Here is a 24,335-nt window from a genome sequence, read left to right on the forward strand (position 1 = left end):
GCCGGGGCCACCCTGCCGATGTGGTGCTCGCCGCCCGGGAACCCCGCCGCCTTCGAGGGCTGTGCACGCTACTTCGGTGCGACGGCGGGCCGTTACGCCGGCCGCATTGCGCGCGGCCGGCTCGTCGTCGGCACCGTCGCCGGTGCCGGTGTGCCGGCCGCAGGTTCGCGCGGGCGCCGCCGTACCGCGGCGGCGCTCCCTCGAACGCCGCCGGATGCCGCTGCCGCGCCCACGCGTCCGCTCTCCTGCGCGGAGAGACGTGTCGAAGGGGCACCGGACAGCGGCTTTTCGCGCCCGCGGACCTTCCCCGTCCGCAGTGCCATGGGCGCCCGGGGGCCGGCTCCCCCACGGGGAGGAGCCGGTCCCGGGGCGGTGGGGGTCATTCCCCCGGGGGAGAACTCCTGCGGGCCGTACTGGCGCGCACGATGAGCTCGGGCGCCACCACCAGGTGCGTCGACTCGTCCGTCCGGCCTTCGATGTGGTCCAGGAGCAGCCCGATGCTGTCGCGGCCGATCGAGGCGAAGTCCTGACGAATGGTCGTCAGCGGGGGTGGGAAGAACTCCGCCTCGGGGATGTCGTCGAAGCCGGCGACCGCCACGTCCTCCGGCGTGCGCAGGCCCGCTTCCCGCAAGGCCCGTAGGACGCCGAGGGCCATCTGGTCGTTGGCGACGAACACCGCGGTGAGGCCCGGGCCCTGCCCTCGTGAGGCCCGGACACGGCCCGCGAGCTGCTGGCCGGCCTGGTATCCCGACAGCGGACTCCAGTCGCCGCGCAGCAGGGGTGGCACCTCGGCCCCGGCCTCTCGTAGCGCGTCCTCCCAGCCCTGCGTGCGGGCCTCGCTCTCGAGCCAGTCGGGAGGGCCTGCGACATGCCACACGGTGGCGTGGCCCGACGCGAGAAGATGCTCCGTGATCATGCGGGCGCCGAGGTTCTGGTCGAGCGACACCCCTGGCAGGTCCAGGGTGTGGCCGCCTTCCACGGTGACCACCGGGCAGGGTGCTTCCAATGCCGCCAGGGCCCTCACCGCGTCGCGTTGGGGAGTGACGGCGACGATGCCCTCCACGCCCCATCCGGCGAGGTGCTGCATGGCTTCGGCGAGGGCTGTCTGCGTCGCGGTCCGAAGCGTGACGGCGGACGTCAGATAGCCGCGGTCCCGAGCCGCCTCTTGAACTCCCGCCACGGTGCTGGCGGGCCCGTGCAGAGTGGTGTTCACCGCGATGACGCCCAACGTGTGGGTCCGGCGAGTGGCCAGAGCCCGGGCTGCCGAGTTACGGCGGTACCCCAGCTGCTCGATGACCTGTGTCACCGCGGCCCGGGTCTTGGCGCTGACGTTCGGGTGGTCGCTGAGCACCCGTGAAACGGTCTGATGGGAGACGCCTGCGACGCGCGCGACGTCCGTCATCGTGGGCGCTCGCGAGACATCTGGGAGCTGGGTCAACTCTCTTCCTTTCCTCATCGAGCGGCCTTCCCTCAAGGTACCGAACCAGCCGCGGCCCGCACACGTCTCGGACCGATCGGGAGATTGTCGACGGGGTATAGATGTTCGCGTTCACATTATGCAGCGATGGCTGCATGTTATGGGCAAGAACCTTCTCTTGACCTCTTGAGATTTCTCCTTGTTAGCGCTCACAATCTGATCGGGGTAGCTACGGTCGCGCAGCCGCGATGCCTGGCGCGGCCCCCGATCAGTCCAGCCCACTCATGCGCGACCGCGGGGCCTGCCGGACGCCGGCCCCGAGAAGCCGCCGCGCATGTCGGAGAGACGGTGAGAGCGTAGTGAGCAAGACCATCCTCAAGGACCTCCGTCGCGAGGTCCTCGCGGCCAACCTGCGCATCCCGGAGGCCGGTCTGGCCACCCTCACCTGGGGAAACGTCAGCGGAGTAGACCGAGACGCCGGCGTCTTCGTCATCAAGCCGTCCGGGGTCTCCTACGCCGACCTCACCGAGGAGGACCTGGTGGCGGTGGCACTGGACGACGGACGGGTCGTCGACGGGCACCTCAGGCCGTCCACCGACTCCGAAACCCATCGGTGCCTCTACCGGGCCTTCCCCGCCATCGGCGGCGTCACCCACACGCACTCGACGCACGCCGTCGCCTTCGCCCAGGCGCGCCGCCCGATCCCCGTGCTCGGCACGACACACGCCGACACCTTCAACGGGCCCGTCCCCGTGACGGCGGACCTCACCGCCGAGCAGTGCGCGCGGGACTACGAGTACAACACCGGACAGGTGATCGTTGCCCGGCTCGACGGCGACCCCCGTCGGGCCGACGAGGTCCCCGGAGCGCTCGTCTCGCGACACGGCCCCTTCACCTGGGGCGCCACCGCGAAGGCCGCGCTGGAGAACGCCATCGTCTGCGAGGCCGTGGCGGAGATGGCGCTCCACACGCTGGCGCTGGGGTCCCGCCTCGGGGACGCCTCCGAACCGCCGAGGCACCTGCTGGAGCGGCACTTCACTCGCAAGCACGGACCGGACGCCTATTACGGCAACACCCCTCACACCCCGGGCATCTGAGGCCAGCGCACCGCCTGGGTGACGCGTGATCCGGCCAGGCCGTCCGACCGTCGCGGCTCGCAAGACAGCGGAACCTTGCGCGCATCCGGCGACGCGGCTCACGTGCCCGAGGGGATCGGCGAGGAGGAATACCGCAGGTCGCCGCGGACGGCCAGGCACTCGAGCGGCCGTGCCCTGCGCCGGGCCACCGGTGGCCGCCCGCAGCGTGGGTGAGGCTTCCCTGATCCCCCACCCCACGTTCCGGATGGTGGTCCAGAGTCGCCCATAAATCGGCAAGAGATCCCGTTCAGCCGGAAGGCTGGCGGGATCTCGGCGTTTGTGGGCGTCTTCGGGGTCTTGTCCCAACGTGGCGGGTTCCGAGGGCGGTTGCCGGACATCCCGTTGGCACGCCCCCGCCGTCGTGTCGGGCCCGCCATGGCCTGGTCGGGGGCCGGAAGAGGCGCTACCGGCTCCGATCTTGAGGCAAGCCGGCCTCTTGTTTAACTTACGGGTCGACCCGTAAGTTAAATCCCATGAACTCCTCCCCGCCCTCCAGGGGGCGTCCCAGGGATCCCCGATCGCACGAGGCGATCATCGGCGCGACCGCAGAGCTGGTGGCCGAGGTCGGCTACGCCGCGACATCGATCGGGGCGGTGGCCGCGCGGGCCGGTGTCGGCAAGGACACGATCTACCGGCGGTGGCCGGGCAAGCCGGAGTTGGTCTTCGAGGCCGTCTTCACGACCACCGATGATGCTCCGATCCCGGACACCGGAACGCTGGCCGGGGATCTGGCCGTACTGCTGCAGGGCCTGGTCGACGAGTTCCACGCGCCTGCCGCAGCGGCGGCACTCCCGGGGCTGCTCGCCGACTTCGCAGCCGATCCGGAACTGAAGGCGCGCATCCGCGGCGACTTCCTGGCCCCGTCGAAGGAACGGCTGCTGGTCGTCTTCGACCGCGCCGTACTGCGCGGGGAGATCGCGGCCGAAACGCCCGTGGACCTGGTCCTGGACACCCTGGCTGGGGCCGTGTTCTTCCACGTGGGACTGGTCGGGGAACACCCTGACCCGCAGCTGGCCGCACAGCTGGCCGCTGTCGTGGCCAAAGGAATCGAGGTCCGATGAACGGCTGGCTTCTCGCGGCGGGGATCACCGCGCTCGGCGTGGGCGCGGTACACATCGCCGGCGGGCACCGCGATGTGGTGCGCCCACTGCTCTCCTGTGGGCTCGCGGACGAACCCAAGCGGGTCCTGCACGCCGTGTGGCACATGGTGAGCGTCGACCTGGTGCTCTCCGGACTCGCTCTGCTCTACCTCTCCCTGACGGACGGTACGCCGGGGACCGGCCTGGTGGCGTGGTTCGTGGCCGCGCACTTCATCGCGTACGCCGCAGCCTTCCTGGTCGTCACGCTGTCCGTCGGCTGGCCCAGACCCCTGCTCCGGCTGCCGCAGTGGATTCTGCTCCTGCCGGTCGCGGTACTGGCAGCGGCGGGCGCCGCGTAGCTGCCCCTGAGAGACCCCGCGGCCGCCGCGGTCCCCCCGGTAACGATCTTCAGCGGCCGGCCGTCATCCCAGGGCGAGCCATCGGATTCCGAGCCGCTTGATCTGCGCGGCCTCCGGTCCGTCCAACGGCTCGCGGCCGGTGGCTCTGCGCAGGAAGTGCGGCCGGCTCCAGCCCAACGTGTCGACGGCCGCCATCTGCTCCCTACCGAGAAGCAGTTCCAGCACGGCGTCACCTGCCGGCGCGGTCAGCCAGGGTTCGCGTCCGAGCGCATCCGCCAGGTCGAGGCCGTGGACGGCGACTTCAACGACTCGGGTGAGCAGAAACTCCGACAGGAGCATGGCGTCACCATGACGCGTCCGCACGGTACGGCCGGCCGGCTGAGCCCGGGACAGCCGGTCGACTCGTCGCCAGACCGCGGTGAAATCGTCAGCGAAGGCGCCGCCGCCCGCCGACTCCGCGGCCCGGTCCTGGGCCAGAGCGATCCGGGCACTGTTGGTCTGGGGTGAGAAGCGGTCGTCCGGGCGGTAGTACTCCACCGCGGACACCTCGGCCTGGCTCGGGGCCGGTCCGTCCAGCATCCCAGGAAGCCAATCGAGCACGACGCACACGTGCCCGAGCAGGTCGCGGACGGTCCACGGGATGCAGCGTGTCGGGAGTTTCCACTCGGCCTCGGACAGCCCTGACACGGCATCAGTGAGCGCCTCGGACTCCCGGCGAAACGCTTCAACCACCTGGTCGTGATTCATGGCGGTGACGCTACCCCGTCCTGTCGGGGTCCAGGCGCACGCCATTCTCCCCGCTCAGGCACCGCCAGTGCGTCGACCTCCCGCGCGCTGCCGTACTGCCGCGGCGTCCGTTGTGGGTTGTGGCCGATGAGTCGTACCGGTTGCATCACGAGGCACGTCTGTTCCCGGCGGCTTTGCGGGACATGGGCAGGTCGTTCAGCACGGAGAAGGCGTACGGCATCCGGGCGGCACTGCTGCTGACCTGGTGCTCCGGGCGGGGTCCGGACTGGCAGCGGGTCACGCTCCTGGACCTGGCCCGGTTCCTGCGGTGGCTGGTGGACGAGCCGCTGCCGCCGCGCAGCACGCGGGTGGCCTCCCCTCCGCAGTTTCGGACGGAGAAGTCGGCGAACGCGGTGATGACGGGGGTCTGCGAGTTCCTGCGGTTCTGCTCGCGCAACGAGTGGGTGGACGCGGAGCTGGCGGCCCGGTTGGCGGAGGCTCGACCAGCCTCATCGTGTCGGGGTGAAGCCGCCCCAGACCGAGAGGGCGCCCTGGGGACCGTTGGCGTCGGCGCGGTAGCCGTCGTGCTTGGCCTCGCGCTCGCCGGTGGCGTGGTTGTACTGGCCGGCGAAGACGTGCTGTCCGACCGGGACCGTGCGGCCCGGCTTGAGGATCCAGCGGTAGACCAGTGCTCCGCCCTCGTGCTGCGCGGTGACGGTGAAGTCGTCGGCGGGCAGGGTCCGCCAGGTGCCGGTGCTCTGCACTCCGCCCGTCTGGCTGATGCGCAGTTCCACGGTGAGTGCGGTGAGCGGCTGGGTGGTCTTGAGGGTGATGTTGCTCTGCGCCCAGTAAATGTTGCTGTTTGAGCCCAAGGCGCCGGCCGACGACAGGGACCCGTCCTGGACGCGCGCGCCGCCGGGCCGGGCCGAGCCCGTGCCGCCTGACGCAGCGGGGCTGGGGGTCGTCGAGGACGAGCGGTCCGGCGCGGTCGTCGGGCCGCCGGTGGTGGGGGCCGACGGCGTCGGGCGGGGAGTCCCGGTCGCGGACGGCGCGGCAGGGGTGGTCGAGATGTCCGGCCGGGCCGGCGGGGGGGACTGGACGATGGCGGCGACGGCGAAACCGCCGACCCCCAGAACGCAGGCCGTGGCGAGGGAGGCGAGCGCGACCCTGGGCCAGGGCCTCGCGCCCGACGACTCGCGGTGGCGGGCGGGGGCGTCGGACATGCCGCGTTCCACGCGTGCCAGGATCCGGGCGCGGTCGGGCTGGTGGGCCTCGGCGGCTGCGCGCAGCCGCCCGGTGAGCTCCTCGTTCAACGGTTCCTCCTCCCCGCCATCAGTTCCCCGGCCGCTCCTGTGCTGCCCAGCGTCCGCTCCAGTTCGGCCATCCCCTTCGAGGTCTGGCTCTTCACAGTACCGACCGATATTCCGAGTGCCAGAGCGGTGTCCTTCTCCGACAGGTCGAAGGCGTGCCGCAGGACCACGCACGCCCGCTTCCGGAACGGCAACCGGGCAAGAGCGGTACGCACGTCCACCACGGCGGCCACATCCGGACCGTCCAGCGGCTCCGCACCGCGGGACCAGAACAGGGCGATCCGGCGGCGCTCGCGCACCGCGCTGCGGATCCGTGACCGGGCCAGGTTGGCGACCACGCCACGGGCGTAGGCGAGCGGGTACTCGGCCTGGCGCAGCCGGTCCCAGCGCTGCCACAGTGCGATCAGGGCGTCCGCGGCCAGATCGTCGGCACCGTCCGCCTCGCCCGTCAGGAGATGGGCGAACCGGGCGAGTTCGGCGTAGTGGCGTTCGAAGAAGTCGTGGAACTCCGCGGAAGCGTCATCGAGGACCATGTCCGGCGGTCGCCCCTTCCGCAAATGTGTGCGTTAACATCCGGGCGGCAGAGTACCAGTGCCCGGTGCGCCCTCTGGCGCTCGGATGCGGCGTACCCCCCGATCCGCCACCGGCCGAGCTGCGGTTTCAGTGCGGGGCGAACTGGACCCGGGCCGGTTGTACGACGTCCGGCAGCAGTGCGGTCCCGTCGACCGTCAGCTGCTCTCCGTAGATGTCGGTGATCCTTATCGCGCCGCCGCACCCGCTGCCGTCGGCGGAGAGGAAGTGGTTGTAGTCGGTACGAGGCAGTCTCCGCCAGCCCTTGGCGGTGCGTACCTCCAGCCCTGCGACCGGATTCCGGTGGTTGATCACCTGGATGCCGCACCAGTGGGGGTTGGACCCGGTCTTGTACCGGATGGAGATCGGGCCGGACGTGTGGGGGCTCAGCAGGCTCCAGGTGATCGGGATGCGGCCGACCTTGGGATCGGCCAGCTTCGCGAAGGCCTGTTCGCTGAGGTCCAGTTGTCCGGGTGCGCACGGCAGCGGGCATTCGTTGGTGATCCGGACCGTGATCGAGGCGCCGTTCGCGGCGCGGACGCGCACGTACGCGCCGCACGCCCGGGACGACTCGTAGTCGGTGGTGTTCATCGCCGCGATCATGAGGTCGTCGCTCGGGCCGAACAGGCAGGCGCCGTTGCCGTCGCCGGCAGCGTAGGCGGTGGCGACGCCCTTGTAGGTGGTCCCGGGTCGGATGCGTCCTGCCGACGGTGCCGTGGTGGACGCCGCCTGCGGGGTTCCTTTCCCCGAAGGCTCTGGCGCCGCGGTCGTCGTACCGGCGGACGCGGCCGGCGTTTCCGCGGCAGGCGAGCTGTCCGCCGGCGCGGGGCTCGTCGGGGCCGAGGGAGTGGGAGTGGTTCCCGCCTGGGTGGCGGCGGGGGCCGCCACTTCGGCCCCGGCCCCGGCCCCGGCCTTGGGGCCGGGGAGCATGGCTGTCACCAGGCAGACGAGGACGCCCGCGGCGGTCAGCGCCACCGTCGTTCCGATCATCCGCCTGTGTCTGTGCCTGCGCTGCCGCGCGGCCTGCCGTGCAGTCTGCATGTCCGTCCGTTCGAAGATTCGGTCGAGGTGCACTGCTTGGTTGCCGCAGGATGCGAAAAGGTTGCCGACGGTTCCGGCCGGGGATGACGAGGAAGCGCGGCGCGCGGCGGTCCTCCGGGCGGGCCGGGCAGCTGCGTCCCGTATCGGTCGTTCACGGGGCGGGGGAGTGCGGGGAAGTGGCCTGGGCGGCACGGATGCCGCGCGGAGACGCTCCGAATGCGCGGCGACAGGCCTTGTTGAACGCCTGTAGGTCGGGAATGCCGACCGATGCGGCGACGGCGGGGACGGAGAGCGTGGTGGCCTGCAGGAAGTGGCGCGCCCGTTCCATCCGCCGGGCCCGGGTGTAGCCGACGACCGTCTCCCCCGTCGCGGCGCGGAAGAGCCGCGTCAGGTGGTTGTGGGAGACGCCGGCCGCCGCCGCGATGTCCGGTACCGCCAGAGGTTGCCCCAGCCGCGCCTCGATGAGGGTGACGGCGGCTGCGACCGCCGGATGAACGGCCTGCGCGTTCGGCTCCCGCGGAGGGGCGAGCTGGGCGACCCGCCACAGCGCGGCCCACACCTCGGCCGCGGCCCGTGCCGGGGTGTTCGGCCAGGCGGCCAGCGCCTGCTGCAACTGGGCGGTGAGCAAGGCGAGATCGGGGCCGGCGTGCTGGACCATCGGAATGCTGAGGGGAGTTCCACCCGAGCCCAGGCGGAAGTGGACGTAGAGGTGTTGGGAGCGGCCCCGGTAGCGATAGCGGACCTCGGCGCCGGGCGGTACGAGGCTGACCCGGCCGGGGCGGATCGCGTACTCCGTGCCGTTCACCGTCAGGTCGGCCGCGTAGTCGTACAGATGGAGCTGCCAAAGGTCCGGCAGTGAGAACACGTCCACGTGGCCGGCAGGCCCGTGCACGCCGATGCCGACGGCGGCGAGAGCCGGAGGCTCGTCGAGGTGGGCCAGAGCCGTGTGCACGGTCACGTCTTCCCCCACTGTGTCCGCAAGCCCGCTCCGGGGCCGCAGCCCCCAACCCGGCGTGCCGGGCACCGTGGTGAGAATCGACCAGTGGAGGGTGAACGCGGCCCACGCGGCGGGCGGCCCCCGGCCCTAGCGTGGCCGCCATGGAGAACAGGCAAGAACTACTCGATTCGGTGCAGATGGCGCGGTTCGTGGCGCGCGGGTCGCTGCGACTGGACGCGGTGGTTCCGGCGGAAATGAACACGGAGGGCTTGGCGGTACTGGCCGACGGGGTGCCGCCGGTGCGGTACGGGACGCCGCTGTCCGAGGCCTATCCGGAAGGCTCCTTCGTCCGGGGGCTGCTGGCGCTTCCGCAGGTGGCAGGGGCCCTGCACAGCCTCGTCGGCCCGGAGCCGTGGGTGGACCACCACTTCGTGCACACCCGTGAGCCCCACGGCGGCGACGCGCAGCCGCTGCACGGGGACGCCATCATCGACGTCCGGCCGGACGCCTTCGACGTGCAGTTGATGTACTTTCCGCAGACGGTGACGCTGGAGATGGGCGGAACGCTCACCGTGCCGGGCAGCCACCTCCGGCGGATCAACGAGTCCGACACCGGCCGCTACCAGAACCTGCGCGGCCAGGACCGACTGGTCTGCCCGGCCGGCACGGTGGTGTTTCTGCACCACGGCGTCTGGCACGGGGGCCGGCGCAACGACAGTGGCACGATGCGCTACATGTTCAAGATCCGCTTCAATCCCCGGGTGCGTCAACAGCGCCTGTGGAACACCTCGGACCTCGACGACCGCCAGGTGGCGGCGGAGCTGGACACGATGTTCCCGTGGTACGAGGGGGCGGCCGGTCGACTGGAGCGGTACAACCGCATCCTGCTGTGGCGGGTGCTGACCGGCGACGAGGACTTCGACCTCGACCACTGGGTGACCAGGGTCTCGAATCGCCCCACGGAGGCGCAGTCATGACGACCGAAGCGACCCTCCCCGAGCGGGCGCGAGGCACCGCGCCGGTGCTCCGGCAGCAGGTGCTGGTCCTGTACCTGGCCACCTCGGCGCTGGACTCCCATGTCGTGGGCTGGTCGCTGTACGACGGCACGGGCCGCACCTCGCCCACCACGGGCGACGGCGACGAGCCGCCGTACGGGTCGGGGGTGGCGGCGCTCCGGGCGGGCTGGCGGCTGATCCAGGCCGCTCAGCTGATCCCGCCCTACCCGGGTCATGAGTACGACGTCTCCTTCCTCAAGCACGAGTTCTTCTTCGAGCGGATCGTCGACGCGCGAGCGGAGCCGCAGGAGGCGGCCTCCCGGTAGGCGAGTCGTTCCTCCTCCTGCGGGCGGCGGCGCCGGGCCCAGGAGGGGCAGGGTCAGCCTCCGGCCTTGCGCTTGTTGTAGACGTCGAAGCCGACGGCCGCCAGCAGCACCAAGCCCTTGATCACCTGCTGGTAGTCCGTGCCCACGCCGACCAGCGACATGCCGTTGTTCAGTACGCCCAGCACCAGACCGCCGGTGATCGCGCCGATGACGGTTCCCACACCGCCGCTCGCGGACGCCCCGCCGATGAAGGCGGCGGCGATCGCCTCCAGCTCGAAGTTGATGCCGGCCTGCGGGGTACCGGCGTTGAGCCGCGCGGCGAAGACCATCCCGGCCAGGGCCGCGAGGACGCCCATGTTCACGAAGGCGAGGAAGACGACCCGCTTGCTCTTCACCCCGGACAGCCTGGCCGCCGCCTCGTTCCCGCCGATGGCGTAGGTGTGCCGGCCCAGGATCGAGTTGCGCATCACGTATCCGAAGCCGACCAGCAGGACGCCGAGGATCAGCAGGACGATCGGCACCCCGTGATAGCTGGCCAGCAGCAGGGTGAAGGCCACCACGGCCGCGGTGATCGCGCCGAGCTTCACCAGGAACAGCCCGGCCGGGAGCGGTTCCAGCCCGTACGAGCGGGCCCGCCGCCGTCCGCGCACCTCTTGGAGGATCGCGATGACGAGCACCACGAGGCCCAGCAGCAGGGTGAGGTTGTGGTAGTTGGTGTGGGGGCCCACCGCGGGGAGGAAGCCGCTGCTGATGTTCTGGAAGCCCTTGGGGAACGGCGCCACCGACTGGCCCTGCAGGAGGATCTGGGTCCCGCCGCGGAACAGCAGCATGCCGGCCAGCGTGACGATGAACGAGGGGATCCCGAGATAGGCGATCCAGAACCCCTGCCAGGCTCCGGCGAGCGCCCCGATCAGCAGCGCGGCCACCAGCGCCACGGGCCACGGCACCTGGTGCTTGACCATCATCACCGCGGCGGCCGCCCCGACGAAGGCGGCGAGCGACCCGACCGACAGGTCGATGTGCCCGGCGATGATGACGATCATCATGCCGATGGCCAGGATGAGGATGTAGCCGTTCTGCTGGATCAGATTGGTGATGTTGAGCGGCTGGAGCAGGATGCCGTCCGTCCAGATCTGGAACAGCAGCACGATCAGCGCCAGCGCGAGCAGCATCCCGTACTGGCGCAGGTTGCCGCGCAGGGCTCGGGCCAGTACGGCACCGGCCGACGGTCGCGGGCCGGTCTCCGGTGTGACGGGCGTGGTGTCTGGGGTGGTTTCGGTCTGGGCCATGCCTCACACCTGCTTGTCGGGGTATGCCGCGCTCATGGTCATGAGCCGCATGAGGGATTCCTGGGTGGCTTCCGCACGGTTCACCTCACCGGTGATCCGGCCTTCGGCCATGGTGTAGATCCGGTCGCACAGGCCCAGGAGTTCGGGGAGTTCGGAGGAGATGACGAGTACCGTCTTGCCCTGGGCGGCGAGTTCGGCGATGACGGTGTAGATCTCCGCCTTCGCGCCGATGTCGATGCCCCGGGTGGGTTCGTCGAGGATCAGCACCTCCGGCTCGGCGAAGATCCACTTGCTGAGGACGACCTTCTGCTGGTTGCCGCCGCTGAGCTTGCCGGCCTCCGCGAACACCGAGGGGGCCTTGATGTTCATGGTCCGCCGGAACGATTCGGCGGTCCGGGCCTCCTCGTGCCGGTTGACCCAGCCTCGCCGGGCGACCTTGCCGAGGGAGCTCAACGAGATGTTCCGGCTGATGTCGTCGTTGAGGTGGAGGCCGAACTGCTTGCGGTCCTCGGTCACGTACGCGATGCCGTGCCCGATGGCCTCCGGCACCGTCCGGGTGCGGATCTCCCGGCCGTGCAGCAGCACCCGGCCTCCGGTCCACCGTCCGTACGAGCGGCCGAAGACGCTCATGGCCAGTTCGGTGCGGCCGGCGCCCATGAGGCCGGCGATGCCGACGATCTCGCCTCGACGGGCGTTCAGCGAGGCGCCGTCGACCACCCTGCGCCGGTGGTCGATCGGGTGTTGGACGCTCCAGTCCTCGATTTCGAAGGCGACCTCGCCGATCTCCGGGTCTCGCTCGGGGTAGCGGTGTTCCAGGTCGCGGCCGACCATGCCACGGATGATCCGCTCCTCGGAGATGCCCTCGGAACCGATCGCGATGGTCTCGATGGTCCGCCCGTCGCGCAGGATGGTGACGGCGTCGGCGACCCGGGCGATCTCGTTCAGCTTGTGCGAGATGAGGATGCAGGAGATGCCCTGGGCCTTGAGTTCGAGGATCAGGTCGAGCAGCTTGCGGCTGTCCTCGTCGTTCAGGGCGGCCGTCGGCTCGTCCAGGATGAGCAGCTTGACCTTCTTGGCGAGCGCCTTGGCGATCTCGACCAGCTGCTGTTTGCCCACGCCGAGATCGGCGATCCTGGTGTGCGGGCTCTCGTCGAGTCCGACCTGCCGGATCAGTTCGGCGGCGTGGGTCAGCGTCCGGTGCCAGCTGATGACGCCCCGAGTGGCGTGCTCGTTGCCGAGGAAGATGTTCTCGGCGATGGACAGGTAGGGCACCAGCGCGAGTTCCTGGTGGATGATCACGATGCCGCGCTGCTCGCTGGCCCGGATGTCCCGGAACCGGCAGGTATCGCCCTCGAAGTAGATCTCGCCCTGGTAGCTGCCATGGGGGTGGACCCCGCTGAGTACCTTCATCAGTGTGGACTTGCCGGCGCCGTTCTCACCGCAGACGGCGTGCACCTCACCGGCGGCGACGGTCAGGTTGACCTCGGAGAGAGCCTTGACACCGGGAAAGGTCTTGCTGATCGACCGCATCTCGAGAACGGGTCGGGCCATGGTTGCGCATCCGTATCGTCGGGGCGGTGCGGTGCCGGGCGGTCTCCCGAGCGTCGCACCGCCGGTTCGGCGTCGCCGGACCCGTCGGTCGGGCCCCGTGGGCTACTTGAGCTGGTCCGCGGTGTACTGGCCGCTGTCCACCAGGACCTTCTGGTAGTTCTCCTTGTCGACGCTGACCGGCTGGAGCAGCTGCGCCGGTACGACCTTGACGCCGTTGTCGTACTGGCCGGTGTCGTTGACCTCGGGCTTGCCGCCGGTCAGCAGCGCGTCGCCCATCTGGACTGCGGCCTTGGCCAGCTGGCGGGTGTCCTTGTAGACGGTCTGGGTCTGCTCGCCCGCGATGATCGACTTCACCGAGGCCAGCTCACCGTCCTGGCCCGTGACGATGGGCAGTGGCTGGCCGGCGCCGTAGCCGACGCCCTTGAGGGAGGAGATGATGCCGATGGAGATGCCGTCGTACGGCGAGAGCACGGCGTCGACGCGGGCGGCGGTGTACGACTTGCTCAGCAGGTTGTCCATCCGGGACTGGGCGAGACCGCCGTCCCAGCGCAGTGTGGCGATCTGGTTGAGGGAGGTCTGGCCGCTCTGCACGACCAGCTTCTTGTCGTCGACGTACGGCTTGAGGACGCTCATCGCGCCGTTGTAGAAGAACGCGGCGTTGTTGTCGTCCGGCGAGCCGGCGAACAGCTCGATGTTGAAGGGGCCCTTGCCGTCCTTGAGACCGAGCTTGTCGACGATGTAACTGCCCTGGAGGACGCCGACCTTGTAGTTGTCGAAGGTCGCGTAGTAGTCGACGTTCCCGGTGCCGCGGATCAGCCGGTCGTAGGAGATGACGGGGACGTGGGCGTCGGCGGCCTTCTGCAGCACGTTGGTCAGCGAGGAACCGTCGATGGCGGCGATCACCAGCAGCTTGGCCCCCTTGGTGATCATGTTCTCCACCTGGGAGACCTGGTTCTCCACGACGTTGTCGCCGTACTGGAGGTCGGTCTTGTAGCCCTTGGCCTGGAACTCCTTGACCATGTTGTTGCCGTCGTTGATCCAGCGCTCCGACGACTTGGTCGGCATCGCGATGCCGATGAGCCCGCCTTTGGCATCCCCGCCGGCCCCGCCGCCGCTCCCTCCGTTGGCGCTCTGGCCGCAGGCTGCCAGCGACAGCGTCAGTCCCACGGTGACAAGGCCCGCTGAAAGCTTCCGCACAGTTCCTCCAGTGATGTTCCGCGACCGGCACGGTGCGACCCGGCTGGGCGGCCGGGAGCGGTCGAGCGGAGCCGGCCGGGAGTCGCGTCCTCGCGCTGTGCAAAGTCGGGGTTGCAGCCCCTCCGGCCTGGCGATACCTGAGTGTTAACGCTCACAAGAGTGTCGTCAAGGGTCTGTTCGGATCACCATTGGGTTAACAACAGCGCAGGCGATCAGCCTCCTCGCCGGGCCCCTGGACAACGAGCCCGTCCGGGCACGTTGACCTCGAGCGGCTTCTGCGGCCCCGGGTGAGGCGTTGGTCGGCGAGCGGTCCGCGGGGACGGGCGCGGGAGGCCGGGGGATCGCGGTCCCGGGAAGCCGCGCGCCTGGGCGGCCGCGTGCCCTGTGACCGGCGGACGTGGGGAAAATCGGCGGCTCCGCGCCGCCGGCGCCGCCCGCGACCGACGCGGTCCGGCCGGCGCGTCCCGCTAAACGGTGTCCCGGACGCTCGGCGGCGCCCGCATGTGCGGCCCGGCACCGAGAGCGGGTGCTCGCCGCCATCAGAGAGCTCGGCTACCGGCCGCATGGCGCTCGGCCTGCTGTGCGCACTGCACGAGGCCGGCGCTCGATCCCCGGCGACATCGGCACGGTCGGCTTCGACGGCATTCCCGAGGCTGCCTACTTCAACCCCACCCCTGACCACCGTGCGACACGCGTGGGCCCCGGGCCGACCGCCGCGGCGGGCCCACGCTCTCCGCCGCGTCGGCCGCACTCGGCCGCGGGTTCCACCGCGTCCTTGACAGGTAGATTGTTAACGCTAACAATATGGCCCACCAAGAAAGACGCCCCCTTCAACTCGCCAGCAGCCCATGCCGGTTCCCGTGCGAAGGATGAGAAAGTGACCGTGATCCCTGCCGTCCGGGGCTCGGACAGGTACGCCGTCGGCGTCGACTTCGGCGCCCTCTCCGGTCGCGCCGTGGTGGTCCGCGTCCTTGACGGACAGATGCCCGTGACCCTCGTCCACGGCTACCCCGGATCCCCGCCGCGTCGAACGGAGTAGTCGCGTGTCGCGAGACGCACTCGTATCCCATGGTGAACTGACGGTGACCCAGGAGACCGCCGCAGAGCTCCCGGACGGGCGGCGCATCACCCGCTGGACGTTCGGCTCCCCGGAGGGGGTGACGGCGGAGGTCCTCAGTCAGGGCGCCCGCTTGCAGGCCCTGCACGCGCCGGACCGGGACGGGCGGTCGGCCAACGTCGTCCTGGGCTGTGAGAGCACGGCGGATCTGTTCGGAGAAGCTGCCTTCTTCGGCGCGACGGTCGGCCGCTACGCCAATCGAATCGCCGGCGGAACGCTGCCCCTCGACGGCGCGACGCACCGGCTGGCGACCCAGCAGGGCGGCCACACCCTGCACGGCGGACCGGACGGCTTCGCCACTCGCCTCTGGGACGGCGTCCCGGTCCGCGTGGGCAGGCGGGCCGGCGTCCGTCTCCGCATGGACAGCCCCGACGGCGATCAGGGATTCCCGGGCGCCCTCACGGCCGAGGTCACATACCTGCTCGGCCCCGACGGCGACCTCTCCCTCACCTACCGGGCGACCACGGACGCCCCGACGGTCGTCAACCTCACCAACCACATGTACCTCAACCTGGCCGGCGAGGGCTCTGGGACGGTGCTCGGCCACCTGCTGCAGGTCGAGGCCGCCCGTTACACCCCGGTGGACGCAGAACTGATACCGCTCGGTCCGGCCGAGTCCGTCACCGGCACGCCGTTCGACCTCCGCGAGGCCCGTACGATCGGTGCCCGCATCACCGAGGAACACCCGCAGATCCGCCGGGCCGGCGATGGCTTCGACCACAACTGGGTGCTCGACGGCACCGGGCTCAGGCGGGCCGCCGTCCTGAGCCACCCGGCCAGCGGCCGGCGCGTCGCGTGCCTGACGACGGAGCCGGGGCTCCAGGTCTACACCGGAAACCACTTCGACGGCTCGCTGACCGGCCGCTCCGGTCGCCCGTATTTCGCGTACGCGGGCATCGCGCTGGAGACCCAGCACTTTCCGGACTCGCCCAACCGGCCCGCGTACCCCTCCACCCTCCTGCGCCCGGAGGAGGAGTACCGCTCGACGACGGTATACCGCTTCTCGGCGGAGTAGGGAAGGCCGAGGCGCCGTCCAGCACGCCGGTCAGAGCCGTGGACGCCCGGGCACCTGCGCGCCGGCCGGCTGTCGGCTGCCGGCTCCCGTTGTGCACCACGTGGACGCGACACCCGTCCGGGGAGTTCCCGGTCGTCGCGGTGGCCGACGCGGGCAGCTCGTGCCGCCGCTGCGCGGGCTGGGCGCCGAGCCGGGTGGCCAACGCCCGTGCGAGGTCGCGCCCCGGCACGTTGCCGGCGTCCGCCCCGGCAGTCTCGGTCCCCATGGTGGAGCGACCCCTTCCCCATCAAAGTGTCGAAGCGCTTGGACGTCATGGCGTGACCAGTGACGCGTTACCCGTTCGGCACGCGCATGAACAAATACAAACCTGGCTTCACCAGGGACAGTTGACAGTGGCACCGGTTCGTGTCAGCGTCGAAGCGCTTCGACGAATGGTCGTAACGCTCAGCCTGCCGAGGGGTCGTCCACGTGAGTTCCCTGTCCGCGTCCGCAGCCGGTCTGCTTCCTTTCCGCGATCCAGCGCTACCCCTGCGCAAGCGCGTCGACGACCTGCTCGAACGGCTCACGCTCGACGAACGGATCGCGATGCTGCACCAGTGCGCACCGGCCGTCCCGCGCCTCGGCGTCGGCTCCTTCCGAACCGGCAGCGAGGCCCTGCACGGGGTCTCGTGGCTGGGGGTGGCGACCGTCTTCCCGCAGGCCGTCGGCCTCGGCGCCACCTGGGACGAGGACCTGGTCCACCGGGTCGCCGAGGCGGTCTCGATCGAACTGCGCGCCTTCCACCGCCACCGCCCGCCCGTCGTCGGCAGCGCTCCCCACAGCCTCCAGGCCTGGGCGCCCGTGCTGAACCTGCTGCGCGACCCGCGCTGGGGTCGCAACGAGGAGGGGTATTCCGAGGATCCGCTGGCCACCGGCCGTCTCGGGGAGGCGTTCTGCCGTGGCCTGTCCGGCGACCACCCGACCTACCTGCGGGCGGCCCCGGTGCTCAAGCACTTCCTCGCCTACAACAACGAGGACGACCGCTGCACCACCTCCTCCGGGCTGCGCCCGCGTGTGCTGCACGAGTACGACCTGGCCGCCTTCCGCCCCGTCGTCGCCTCCGGAGCCGCGACCGGCGCCATGGCCGGCTACAACCTCGTCAACGGCCGTCCCTGCCACGTGAGCCCGCTCATCGAGGCGGAACTGCGCCGTTGGGCGGAGCCGACCGGCCACGAGCTGTTCGTGGTCAGCGACGCCGAAGCCCCGTCCAATCTGGTCGACCTGGAGGAGTACTTCGACGACCACGCCGAGTCCCACGCGGCGGCGCTCAAGGCCGGCATCGACAGCTTCACCGACCATGGCGAGGACAGCGCGACGCCGGTCGGCCGACTGCGCGAGGCCCTGGAGCGCGGCCTGATCGACGGCACCGACGTGAACCGCGCCGTCCGGCGACAGCTGGCACTGCGCTTCCGGCTCGGCGAGTTCGACCCCGAACTGGACCCCTACGCCGGCATCGGGTCCGAGGTCATCGACTGCACCGAGCACCGCGAGCTGGCGCGGCATGCCGCGGCCGAGTCGGTGGTGCTGCTCAAGAACGACGGCCTGCTGCCCCTCGACGCGGCGCGGACACCGCGGATCGCCGTCATCGGCCCACTCGCCGACACGCTGTGCGAGGACTGGTACAGCGGCACCATGCCCTACCAGGTCGGCGTCGCCGCCGGACTCGCCGCGGCGCTCGCCGTCCACGGCGGCCAGGTGGTCTGCGAGGAGGGCGCCGACCGGATCGAGCTGCGCTCCGGTACCACCGGGGAACTCCTGGGCAAGACCGCCTTCGACGTGGCCGACTGGGGCCGCGGCGTACTGACCCTGCGCGCCGCCGACACCGGCCGCTACCTGAGCCTCAAGGACGACGACTCACTGGCGGCCGACCAGGAGGTGCTCAAGAGCTGGGAGATCCACGAGACCTTCCGGCTCGAACCGGCCGGGGACGGTGCGGTGCTGCTGCGCTCCGTGCTCACCGGACGCTACGCCGCCGTGGACCCGGCCGACGGCCGGGTGACCGTCACCGCCTTGACCCCGGACGCCGCCGAGCGCTGGCAGCGGGAGCTGCTGCGCGACGGCGCGGCCGGGGCAAGGGCGGCCGCGGAGACGGCCGACGCGGTGGTCGTCGTCCTCGGCAACCACCCGATGGTCAACGGCCGCGAGACCGAGGACCGCGCGGGCCTCGACCTGCCCGAGAAGCAGGAGGCACTGCTGCGCACGGTCGCGGCCGTCTGCCCCGAGACGGCGCTGGTGGTGATGAGCAGCTACCCGTACGCCGTCGACTGGGCCGATGAGCACCTGCCCGCCGTGGTGTGGACCTCCCACGGCGGGCAGGAGACGGGGCACGCGCTGGCCGCGGTGCTGCTCGGGGAGGCCGAGCCCGCCGGCCGCCTGCCGCAGACCTGGTACCGGGGCGAGGACCCGCTGCCGGACCCGCTCGACTACGACATCATCAAGGCCGGCTGGACCTACCAGTACCACCGGGCCGCGCCCCTCTATCCCTTCGGGCACGGGCTGTCCTACACCGACTTCGCCTACCGCGGCCTGAGCCTGTCGCAGCCGTCGGTCGGCCAGGACGGTTCGGTCGACGTCACGATGACACTGGCCAACACCGGCCGGCGGACCGGCAGTGAGGTGGTCCAGCTCTACGTCCGGGCGCGGGACGCCCGCTACGAGGCCCCCCGGCGGCGCCTCGCCGACTTCCGCAAGGTCCGCCTGGAGCCGGGCGAGAGCCGGGAGCTGACGTTCTCCCTCGCGGCCGGCCGGCTCGCCCACTGGGACGTCGTGACCGGCGCCTTCACCGTCGACCCCGGCGGATACGAGATCACCGCCGGCCGCTCCGCCGAGCACCCGGTCCTCACCGCACCGCTCACGGTGACCGGGACGGCCCCCGCGCCCCGCGTGGTCGTCGGCCGTCGAACCCTGACCGTCGACTTCGACGACCACGCGGACACCACCATCGTCGACGCCGCCCGCACCCGCGGCGACGCCGTGACCCCGACCGATCCGGCGCGGCCCGCGACGCTCCTCTTCCGCGGCGTCGATCTCTCCGGGGCGGTCCGGGTGGAGGCCGAGACGGCCCTCGAGAAGGCGGGGTGCGGGGAGGCGCGGCTGGAACTCCGGGCCGGTGACCGGCTGCTCGCGGAGATCGGTGTTCCGGTCACCGGCGACCGCTACACGTGGACGACCGTCGCGGCCGAGCTCGCCGCTCCGCTGGACGGCGTCCACGACCTGCGGCTGACGCTGCACGGCGGCTTCCGTCTGGCCGCCTTCAGTTTCACCGCGTCCGGCGGGACCGACTGAGGCCCGCACCTGCGAGACCGGCGGCCCGTCCGGGGGGCGGGCCGCCACCATTCCCCGCCCCGGTGCCCGTACCTGCGAGGCAAGCTCCCTGGGGCCGCCAAGCTCCGTTACCCCGTCGCCTCTCCGACCGGAGGAAGCCCCCATGCCGCTGACAGACATCGGCGCGGACGAACTCGTACGCTATCGGCCGGAGTTGTCCGATCCGGCGGATTTCGACGCCTTCTGGCGGCGGACCCTCGCCGAAGCCCGGTCGCACGACGCGGCGCTGAAGGTGGAACGGGTCACCGCCCAGCACCTGCTGCGCACCGTCGAGGTCGACGACGTGCGCTTCCCCGGCTGGAACGGCGAGCCGGTGGCCGCCTGGCTGCTGCGCCCGCGCAACGCGGCCGGACCGCTGCCGGTCGTCGTCACCTACATGGGCTACGGCGGCGGCCGAGGCCTCCCCACCGACCACCTGTTCTGGTCCGCCGCGGGGTACGCCCAACTCGTCGTCGACAGCCGGGGCCAGGGCCACGACACCCCGGACCGGGGCATGGGCGACGGCACGCAGTGGGTCGAGGGCTTCATGACCCGCGGCATCGACGCTCCCGACACCTACTACTACCGGCGACTGATCACCGACTGCGTGCGAGCCGTGGACGCGGTCGCGGAGCTGCCCGGACTCGACGGCCGCCGGATCGTGGTGGCCGGAGGCAGCCAGGGCGGCGGTCTGGCGCTCGCCGTCGCCGGTCTCGCCGGGGACCGGGTGGCGGCGGCGATGCCGGACGTCCCGTTCCTGTGCCACTTCCGCCGCGCTGCCGAGATCTGCGGCGACGGCCCGTACCAGGAGATCGCCAAGTACCTGCGCTGGCACAGCCGCCACCGCGTGGAGCCGGCCTTCGCCACCCTCGACCACTTCGACGGCGTCCACTTCGCCCGGCGGGCCACCGCGCCGACGCTGTTCAGCGTGGGCCTGATGGACCCGGTCTGCCCGCCCTCCACGGTCTACGCCGCCTTCAACCACTACGCGGGCGAGGACCGCACCATGACCGTCTGGCCCTTCGCCGACCACGGCGGCGGCCACGGCTCCAACCCGCCCGTCCAACTCGCCTGGCTGCGCGAGCGCGGGCTGGCGCCGGAGCTCTGACCGCCCTGCACCACCGGACGGGGCAGACCGCGCGAGGGCGGCCCGCGCCCCCGGCCCCACCCGCGCACCGAGCCCCGCCCCCGATACCGAGGAGCCCGACAGACCCATGAAGTACCGCCCATGAGCACTCCGGCCTTCCCGGAACTGCCCACCGGATTCCGTTTCGGTGCCGCGACCGCCGCCTACCAGATCGAGGGCGCCCACGACGAGGACGGCCGCGGCCCGTCCATCTGGGACTCCTTCAGCCACACACCCGGCCGTACGCTCGCCGGTGCCACGGGCGACACGGCCTGCGACCACTACCACCGCTACCGCGAGGACGTCGCCCTGCTGCGCGGGCTCGGCGTCGACGGCTACCGCTTCTCGATCGCCTGGCCCCGCTTGCTGCCCCAGGGCACCGGGCCGGTCAACGCCAAGGGCCTGGACTTCTACGACCGGCTGATCGACGAGCTGCTGGCCGCCGGAGTCGCACCCGCCGTCACCCTCTACCACTGGGACCTGCCCCGAGCCCTGGAGGACCGCGGAGGCTGGCGCGTCAGGGAGACCGCCGAGGCGTTCGCGCAGTACGCGGCCCTCGCGGCCGAGCGCTACGGGGACCGGGTGGAGCGCTGGATCACCCTGAACGAGCCGTACTGCTCCGCGTTCGTCGGCTACGCCGAGGGGCGCCACGCACCCGGTGCCGAGGAGGGCCGCGGCGCGCTGGCCGCCGCACACCACCTGCTGGTCGCCCACGGCCTCGCGATACGGGAGCTGCGCGCCGCGGGCGCCCAGGAGGTCGGGATCTCACTCAACCTCGACCGCATCCATCTCGGCTCCGCCCTCCCCGAGGACCGAGCCGCCCTGCGCCGTGCCAAGGTCCTCCACAACGAGGTCTGGACGGAGCCTCTCCTCGCCGGGCGCTACCCCGCGCACGAGGCCGAGACCTGGGCCGGCCTCGCAGACGGTCCCTGGCGACTGCCGGGCGACCTTGAACTGATCGGTGCCCCGCTGGACTTCCTCGGAGTCAACTTCTACCGCCCGATCACCGTCGCCGCCGCCCCCCATCGCGCCGACGACCTCGAACTGCGCACCGCCGTGGACATCGGCGTCACCGAGCGGGACCCGTACCGGGCCCGGCACACCACCATGGGATGGCCCGTCGTCCCGGACGCGCTCACGGAGCTGCTCCGCGAACTCCACGCCCGCTACCCGCGGCTTCCGCCGGTCTGGATCACGGAGAACGGCTCCGCCGAGGCCGACACCGTCGGCCCCGACGGCCGGGTCCACGACACCGAGCGGATCGCCTACCTCGCGGACCACCTCGCCGCCGTCGCCGACGCCGTCTCCGCAGGGGTGGACGTGCGCGGCTACTACGTCTGGTCGCTGCTGGACAACTTCGAGTGGGCGCGCGGCTACGGCCAGCGCTTCGGCCTGGTCCACGTCGACTACGACACGCTGACCCGAACGCCCAAGGACAGCTACCACTGGTACCGGGGCCTGATCACCGCGCACCGCGCGCGGACGGAGGAAGCCACCCGATGAAGTTCACCGACGGCTACTGGCTGATGCGCCCGGGCGTCACCGCGCGTTACGCCACCGAGGTCGCGGACGTCCGGGCGGACGAGCACCGGATGACCCTCTACGCGCCGGTGAAGCAGGTGCGCAGCCGCGGCGGCATGCTCAACAGCGCGCTGTTGACGATCGAGTGCTGGTCGCCGGCCGAGGGCGTGATCGGGGTCCGCGTCACCCACCACGCCGGTTCGGTGCCGCGGGGGCCGGAGTACGCGCTGCCCGGCGCGCAACCGGACGTGGGAAAGGTGTACCGGGACGGCGCGGTGGTCGAGCTCAGCGCGGGTGAGCTGTCGCTGCGGGTGGACACCTCCCAGCCGTGGCGCCTGGAGTTCGCCGCCGGCGGGCGGACGCTGACCTCCGTGGGCGAGCGAGGCACCGGCTTCGTCACCGACGCCGACGGCCGCCACCACATGCTCGGGCAACTCTCCCTGGGCGTGGGCGAGTCGGTGTACGGGCTGGGGGAGCGGTTCACCCCGTTCGTCAAGAACGGGCAGGTGGTGGACATCTGGCAGGCTGACGGCGGCACCAGCAGCGAGCAGGCCTACAAGAACATCCCCTTCCACCTGACCAACCAGGGGTACGGGGTCTTCGTCAACCACCCGGGCAAGGTCAGCTACGAGGTCGGCTCCGAGTCGGTCGGCCAGGTCCAGTTCAGCGTCGAGGACCAGTCGCTGGAGTACTTCGTCGTACACGGGCCTGCCCCGAAGCAGATCCTGGAGCGCTACACCGCGCTCACCGGCCGCCCCGCCCTGCCCCCGGCCTGGGCGCTCGGCCTGTGGTTGACCACCTCCTTCACCACCGACTACGACGAGGCCACGGTCAACCGCTTCGTCGACGGCATGGCCGAGCGCGGCATCCCGCTGAGCGTCTTCCACCTCGACTGCTTCTGGATGCGCGAGTACCAGTGGTGCGACTTCGAGTGGCACGCGGACACCTTCTCCGACCCGGCCGGCATGCTCACCCGCCTCAAGCAGCGGGGACTGCGGATCAGCGCCTGGATCAACCCGTACATCGCGCAGAAGTCGGCGATGTTCGAGGAGGGCGTGCGCGACGGCCACCTGGTGCGGCGCCCCGACGGCAGCGTGTGGCAGTGGGACCTGTGGCAGCCCGGCATGGCCCTGGTGGACTTCACCAACCCGGCCGCGCGCGACTGGTACACCGGCAAACTGAAGACGCTGCTCGACCAGGGCGTGGACTGCTTCAAGACCGACTTCGGCGAGCGCATCCCCACCGACGTCGTCTGGCACGACGGCTCCGACCCGGAGCGGATGCACAACTACTACACCCACCTCTACAACCAGGCCGTCTTCGACCTGCTGCGCGAGGTGCGCGGCGAGGGCGAGGCGCTGCTCTTCGCCCGCTCGGCCACCGCCGGCGGCCAGCAGTACCCCGTGCACTGGGGCGGCGACTGCGAATCCCACTTCAACGCCATGGCCGAGTCGCTGCGCGGCGGGCTCTCCCTCGGCCTGTCCGGCTTCGGCTTCTGGAGCCACGACATCGGCGGCTTCGAGGGCACTCCGACCCCCACCGTCTTCAAGCGCTGGGTGCAGTTCGGTCTGCTCTCCTCGCACAGTCGCCTGCACGGCAGCAAGTCCTACCGGGTCCCGTGGGACTACGGGGAGGAGGCCGTCGACGTCACCCGCGAGTTCACCCTGCTCAAGCACCGCCTGGCCCCCTACCTCCAGCGCGCCGCCCAACAGGCCCACGCCACCGGCACCCCCGTCATGCGCGCCATGGTGCTGGAATTCCCCGACGACCCCGCCGCCGCCGCGCTCGACCGGCAGTACATGCTCGGAGACGACCTGCTCGTCGCCCCGGTCTTCACCGACGACGGCACGGTCGAGTACTACGTACCGGAAGGAACGTGGACGAACGTTCTGACCGGTGCTCAGACCACCGGTCCCCGCTGGGTCCGCGAACAGCACGGCTTCCACACCCTGCCGCTGCTGGCCCGCCCCGACTCCGTCATCCCGCTCGCCGCAGACGACCAGCACCCCGTCTCCGCCTGGGCGGACGGAGCCGAGCTGCGGGTACACGCCTTCGCCGACGGCGCCGAGCGCACCGTCGTGATTCCGCGCACCGACGGCCCCGGTGAGACGGCCCGCTTCAGGCTGCGCCGCCATGGCGACCGCCTCCATGTGACCACCGACAGCCCGCATCCCTGGCAGCTTCGGTTCGGCGGGCCGGCCGGAACCGTCCACGCCCAGCCCGCCGGCACCCTGGAGGCCGGCCTCGCCTACCCGGCCTGAGCGGGGCGGCCGGGCGAAGG

General features: G+C 71.2%; 21 protein-coding genes. 11 read left to right on the top strand and 10 right to left on the bottom strand.

The window, feature by feature from the left end; all coding sequences use genetic code 11:
• Positions 1-379: 379 nt before the first annotated feature.
• Complete coding sequence (locus tag ACIPUC_RS13180; protein ID WP_446589257.1) at positions 380-1,456, bottom strand: LacI family DNA-binding transcriptional regulator; 1,077 nt, start codon at positions 1,454-1,456, stop codon at positions 380-382.
• 320 nt (positions 1,457-1,776) lie between these two features.
• On the opposite strand from ACIPUC_RS13180, the gene araD reads away from it, so the two are divergent.
• The 3 genes from araD (at position 1,777) to ACIPUC_RS13195 (ending at position 3,991) form a co-directional block, all read left to right on the top strand.
• Entirely contained in the window at positions 1,777-2,514 is a 738-nt protein-coding gene (gene araD / locus ACIPUC_RS13185) for an L-ribulose-5-phosphate 4-epimerase AraD (RefSeq protein ID WP_446589258.1), read from the top strand.
• A 512-nt stretch (positions 2,515-3,026) separates the two neighbouring features.
• Entirely contained in the window at positions 3,027-3,614 is a 588-nt protein-coding gene (locus ACIPUC_RS13190; RefSeq protein WP_446589259.1) for a TetR/AcrR family transcriptional regulator, read from the top strand.
• On the top strand, positions 3,611-3,991 hold the full coding sequence (locus tag ACIPUC_RS13195) for a hypothetical protein (RefSeq protein WP_446589260.1): 381 nt from the start codon (positions 3,611-3,613) through the stop codon (positions 3,989-3,991). The genes ACIPUC_RS13190 and ACIPUC_RS13195 overlap by 4 nt, the downstream gene beginning before the upstream one ends.
• 63 nt (positions 3,992-4,054) lie before the next feature.
• On the opposite strand, the gene ACIPUC_RS13200 is transcribed toward ACIPUC_RS13195, so the two are convergent.
• The 6 genes from ACIPUC_RS13200 to ACIPUC_RS13225 all read right to left on the bottom strand — a co-directional run bounded on the left by ACIPUC_RS13200 (position 4,055) and on the right by ACIPUC_RS13225 (position 8,596).
• On the bottom strand, positions 4,055-4,738 hold the full coding sequence (locus ACIPUC_RS13200; protein WP_446589261.1) for a maleylpyruvate isomerase family mycothiol-dependent enzyme: 684 nt from the start codon (positions 4,736-4,738) through the stop codon (positions 4,055-4,057).
• Between the two features lie 145 nt (positions 4,739-4,883).
• Positions 4,884-5,174: a hypothetical protein gene (locus ACIPUC_RS13205; protein ID WP_446589262.1), complete on the bottom strand. Its 291-nt coding sequence runs from the start codon at positions 5,172-5,174 to the stop codon at positions 4,884-4,886.
• A 52-nt stretch (positions 5,175-5,226) separates the two neighbouring features.
• Positions 5,227-6,030 carry a hypothetical protein gene (locus ACIPUC_RS13210; protein ID WP_446589263.1) on the bottom strand — a complete coding sequence of 268 codons (804 nt, stop codon included), beginning with the start codon at positions 6,028-6,030 and terminating at the stop codon, positions 5,227-5,229.
• Entirely contained in the window at positions 6,027-6,560 is a 534-nt protein-coding gene (locus tag ACIPUC_RS13215) for a SigE family RNA polymerase sigma factor (protein WP_446589264.1), read from the bottom strand. The genes ACIPUC_RS13210 and ACIPUC_RS13215 overlap by 4 nt, the downstream gene beginning before the upstream one ends.
• Before the next feature lie 127 nt (positions 6,561-6,687).
• Positions 6,688-7,587 carry an expansin EXLX1 family cellulose-binding protein gene (locus ACIPUC_RS13220; RefSeq protein ID WP_446589265.1) on the bottom strand — a complete coding sequence of 300 codons (900 nt, stop codon included), beginning with the start codon at positions 7,585-7,587 and terminating at the stop codon, positions 6,688-6,690.
• 202 nt (positions 7,588-7,789) lie between these two features.
• Positions 7,790-8,596 (bottom strand): helix-turn-helix transcriptional regulator, encoded by an 807-nt coding sequence (locus ACIPUC_RS13225; RefSeq protein WP_446589266.1) that lies wholly within the window; start codon positions 8,594-8,596, stop codon positions 7,790-7,792.
• 140 nt (positions 8,597-8,736) lie between these two features.
• Between ACIPUC_RS13225 and ACIPUC_RS13230 the strand changes: the two genes are divergently transcribed.
• Together ACIPUC_RS13230 and ACIPUC_RS13235 are read left to right on the top strand one after the other, a co-directional pair.
• A complete protein-coding gene (locus ACIPUC_RS13230) occupies positions 8,737-9,552 on the top strand; it encodes a phytanoyl-CoA dioxygenase family protein (RefSeq protein ID WP_446589267.1) in 816 nt (271 codons plus the stop codon).
• Complete coding sequence (locus ACIPUC_RS13235) at positions 9,549-9,896, top strand: hypothetical protein (RefSeq protein ID WP_446589268.1); 348 nt, start codon at positions 9,549-9,551, stop codon at positions 9,894-9,896. Before ACIPUC_RS13230 ends, ACIPUC_RS13235 begins: the two co-directional genes overlap by 4 nt.
• A 53-nt stretch (positions 9,897-9,949) precedes the next feature.
• Here ACIPUC_RS13235 and mmsB read toward each other — a convergent pair whose 3' ends face one another.
• From mmsB to chvE, 3 genes are all read right to left on the bottom strand, one after another.
• A complete protein-coding gene (gene mmsB / locus ACIPUC_RS13240) occupies positions 9,950-11,185 on the bottom strand; it encodes a multiple monosaccharide ABC transporter permease (protein WP_446589270.1) in 1,236 nt (411 codons plus the stop codon).
• A gap of 3 nt (positions 11,186-11,188) precedes the next feature.
• Entirely contained in the window at positions 11,189-12,736 is a 1,548-nt protein-coding gene (mmsA, locus tag ACIPUC_RS13245; RefSeq protein ID WP_446589272.1) for a multiple monosaccharide ABC transporter ATP-binding protein, read from the bottom strand.
• A gap of 102 nt (positions 12,737-12,838) precedes the next feature.
• Entirely contained in the window at positions 12,839-13,933 is a 1,095-nt protein-coding gene (chvE, locus tag ACIPUC_RS13250; protein ID WP_446589273.1) for a multiple monosaccharide ABC transporter substrate-binding protein, read from the bottom strand.
• A gap of 877 nt (positions 13,934-14,810) precedes the next feature.
• Between chvE and ACIPUC_RS13255 the strand changes: the two genes are divergently transcribed.
• From ACIPUC_RS13255 to yicI, 6 genes are all read left to right on the top strand, one after another.
• The gene (locus ACIPUC_RS13255; RefSeq protein ID WP_446589274.1) at positions 14,811-14,972 is read left to right on the top strand and encodes a hypothetical protein; all 162 of its coding nucleotides are present in this window, start codon (positions 14,811-14,813) and stop codon (positions 14,970-14,972) included.
• Positions 14,973-14,976: 4 nt separating this feature from the next.
• Positions 14,977-16,065: an aldose epimerase family protein gene (locus ACIPUC_RS13260; protein WP_446589276.1), complete on the top strand. Its 1,089-nt coding sequence runs from the start codon at positions 14,977-14,979 to the stop codon at positions 16,063-16,065.
• Positions 16,066-16,533: 468 nt separating this feature from the next.
• Entirely contained in the window at positions 16,534-19,389 is a 2,856-nt protein-coding gene (locus ACIPUC_RS13265) for a glycoside hydrolase family 3 C-terminal domain-containing protein (protein ID WP_446589278.1), read from the top strand.
• A gap of 142 nt (positions 19,390-19,531) precedes the next feature.
• Positions 19,532-20,515 carry an acetylxylan esterase gene (locus ACIPUC_RS13270; protein WP_446589279.1) on the top strand — a complete coding sequence of 328 codons (984 nt, stop codon included), beginning with the start codon at positions 19,532-19,534 and terminating at the stop codon, positions 20,513-20,515.
• 120 nt (positions 20,516-20,635) lie between these two features.
• Positions 20,636-22,036: a GH1 family beta-glucosidase gene (locus ACIPUC_RS13275; RefSeq protein WP_446589280.1), complete on the top strand. Its 1,401-nt coding sequence runs from the start codon at positions 20,636-20,638 to the stop codon at positions 22,034-22,036.
• Positions 22,033-24,315 carry an alpha-xylosidase gene (gene yicI / locus ACIPUC_RS13280; protein WP_446589281.1) on the top strand — a complete coding sequence of 761 codons (2,283 nt, stop codon included), beginning with the start codon at positions 22,033-22,035 and terminating at the stop codon, positions 24,313-24,315. The genes ACIPUC_RS13275 and yicI overlap by 4 nt, the downstream gene beginning before the upstream one ends.
• Positions 24,316-24,335 lie beyond the last annotated feature (20 nt).

Source organism: Streptomyces sp. LARHCF249, from assembly GCF_052871255.1.

Excerpts from the sequence above, each read along its gene's own strand:
- ACIPUC_RS13180 (WP_446589257.1), bottom strand. The coding sequence starts at position 1,456 with ATGAGGAAAGGAAGAGAGTTGACCCAGCTCCCAGATGTCTCGCGAGCG.
- ACIPUC_RS13190 (WP_446589259.1), top strand. The coding sequence starts at position 3,027 with ATGAACTCCTCCCCGCCCTCCAGGGGGCGTCCCAGGGATCCCCGATCG.
- ACIPUC_RS13195 (WP_446589260.1), top strand. The coding sequence starts at position 3,611 with ATGAACGGCTGGCTTCTCGCGGCGGGGATCACCGCGCTCGGCGTGGGC.
- ACIPUC_RS13200 (WP_446589261.1), bottom strand. The coding sequence starts at position 4,738 with ATGAATCACGACCAGGTGGTTGAAGCGTTTCGCCGGGAGTCCGAGGCG.
- ACIPUC_RS13215 (WP_446589264.1), bottom strand. The coding sequence starts at position 6,560 with ATGGTCCTCGATGACGCTTCCGCGGAGTTCCACGACTTCTTCGAACGC.
- ACIPUC_RS13220 (WP_446589265.1), bottom strand. The coding sequence starts at position 7,587 with ATGATCGGAACGACGGTGGCGCTGACCGCCGCGGGCGTCCTCGTCTGC.
- ACIPUC_RS13230 (WP_446589267.1), top strand. The coding sequence starts at position 8,737 with ATGGAGAACAGGCAAGAACTACTCGATTCGGTGCAGATGGCGCGGTTC.
- ACIPUC_RS13235 (WP_446589268.1), top strand. The coding sequence starts at position 9,549 with ATGACGACCGAAGCGACCCTCCCCGAGCGGGCGCGAGGCACCGCGCCG.
- mmsB (WP_446589270.1), bottom strand. The coding sequence starts at position 11,185 with ATGGCCCAGACCGAAACCACCCCAGACACCACGCCCGTCACACCGGAG.
- mmsA (WP_446589272.1), bottom strand. The coding sequence starts at position 12,736 with ATGGCCCGACCCGTTCTCGAGATGCGGTCGATCAGCAAGACCTTTCCC.
- ACIPUC_RS13270 (WP_446589279.1), top strand. The coding sequence starts at position 19,532 with ATGCCGCTGACAGACATCGGCGCGGACGAACTCGTACGCTATCGGCCG.
- ACIPUC_RS13275 (WP_446589280.1), top strand. The coding sequence starts at position 20,636 with ATGAGCACTCCGGCCTTCCCGGAACTGCCCACCGGATTCCGTTTCGGT.
- yicI (WP_446589281.1), top strand. The coding sequence starts at position 22,033 with ATGAAGTTCACCGACGGCTACTGGCTGATGCGCCCGGGCGTCACCGCG.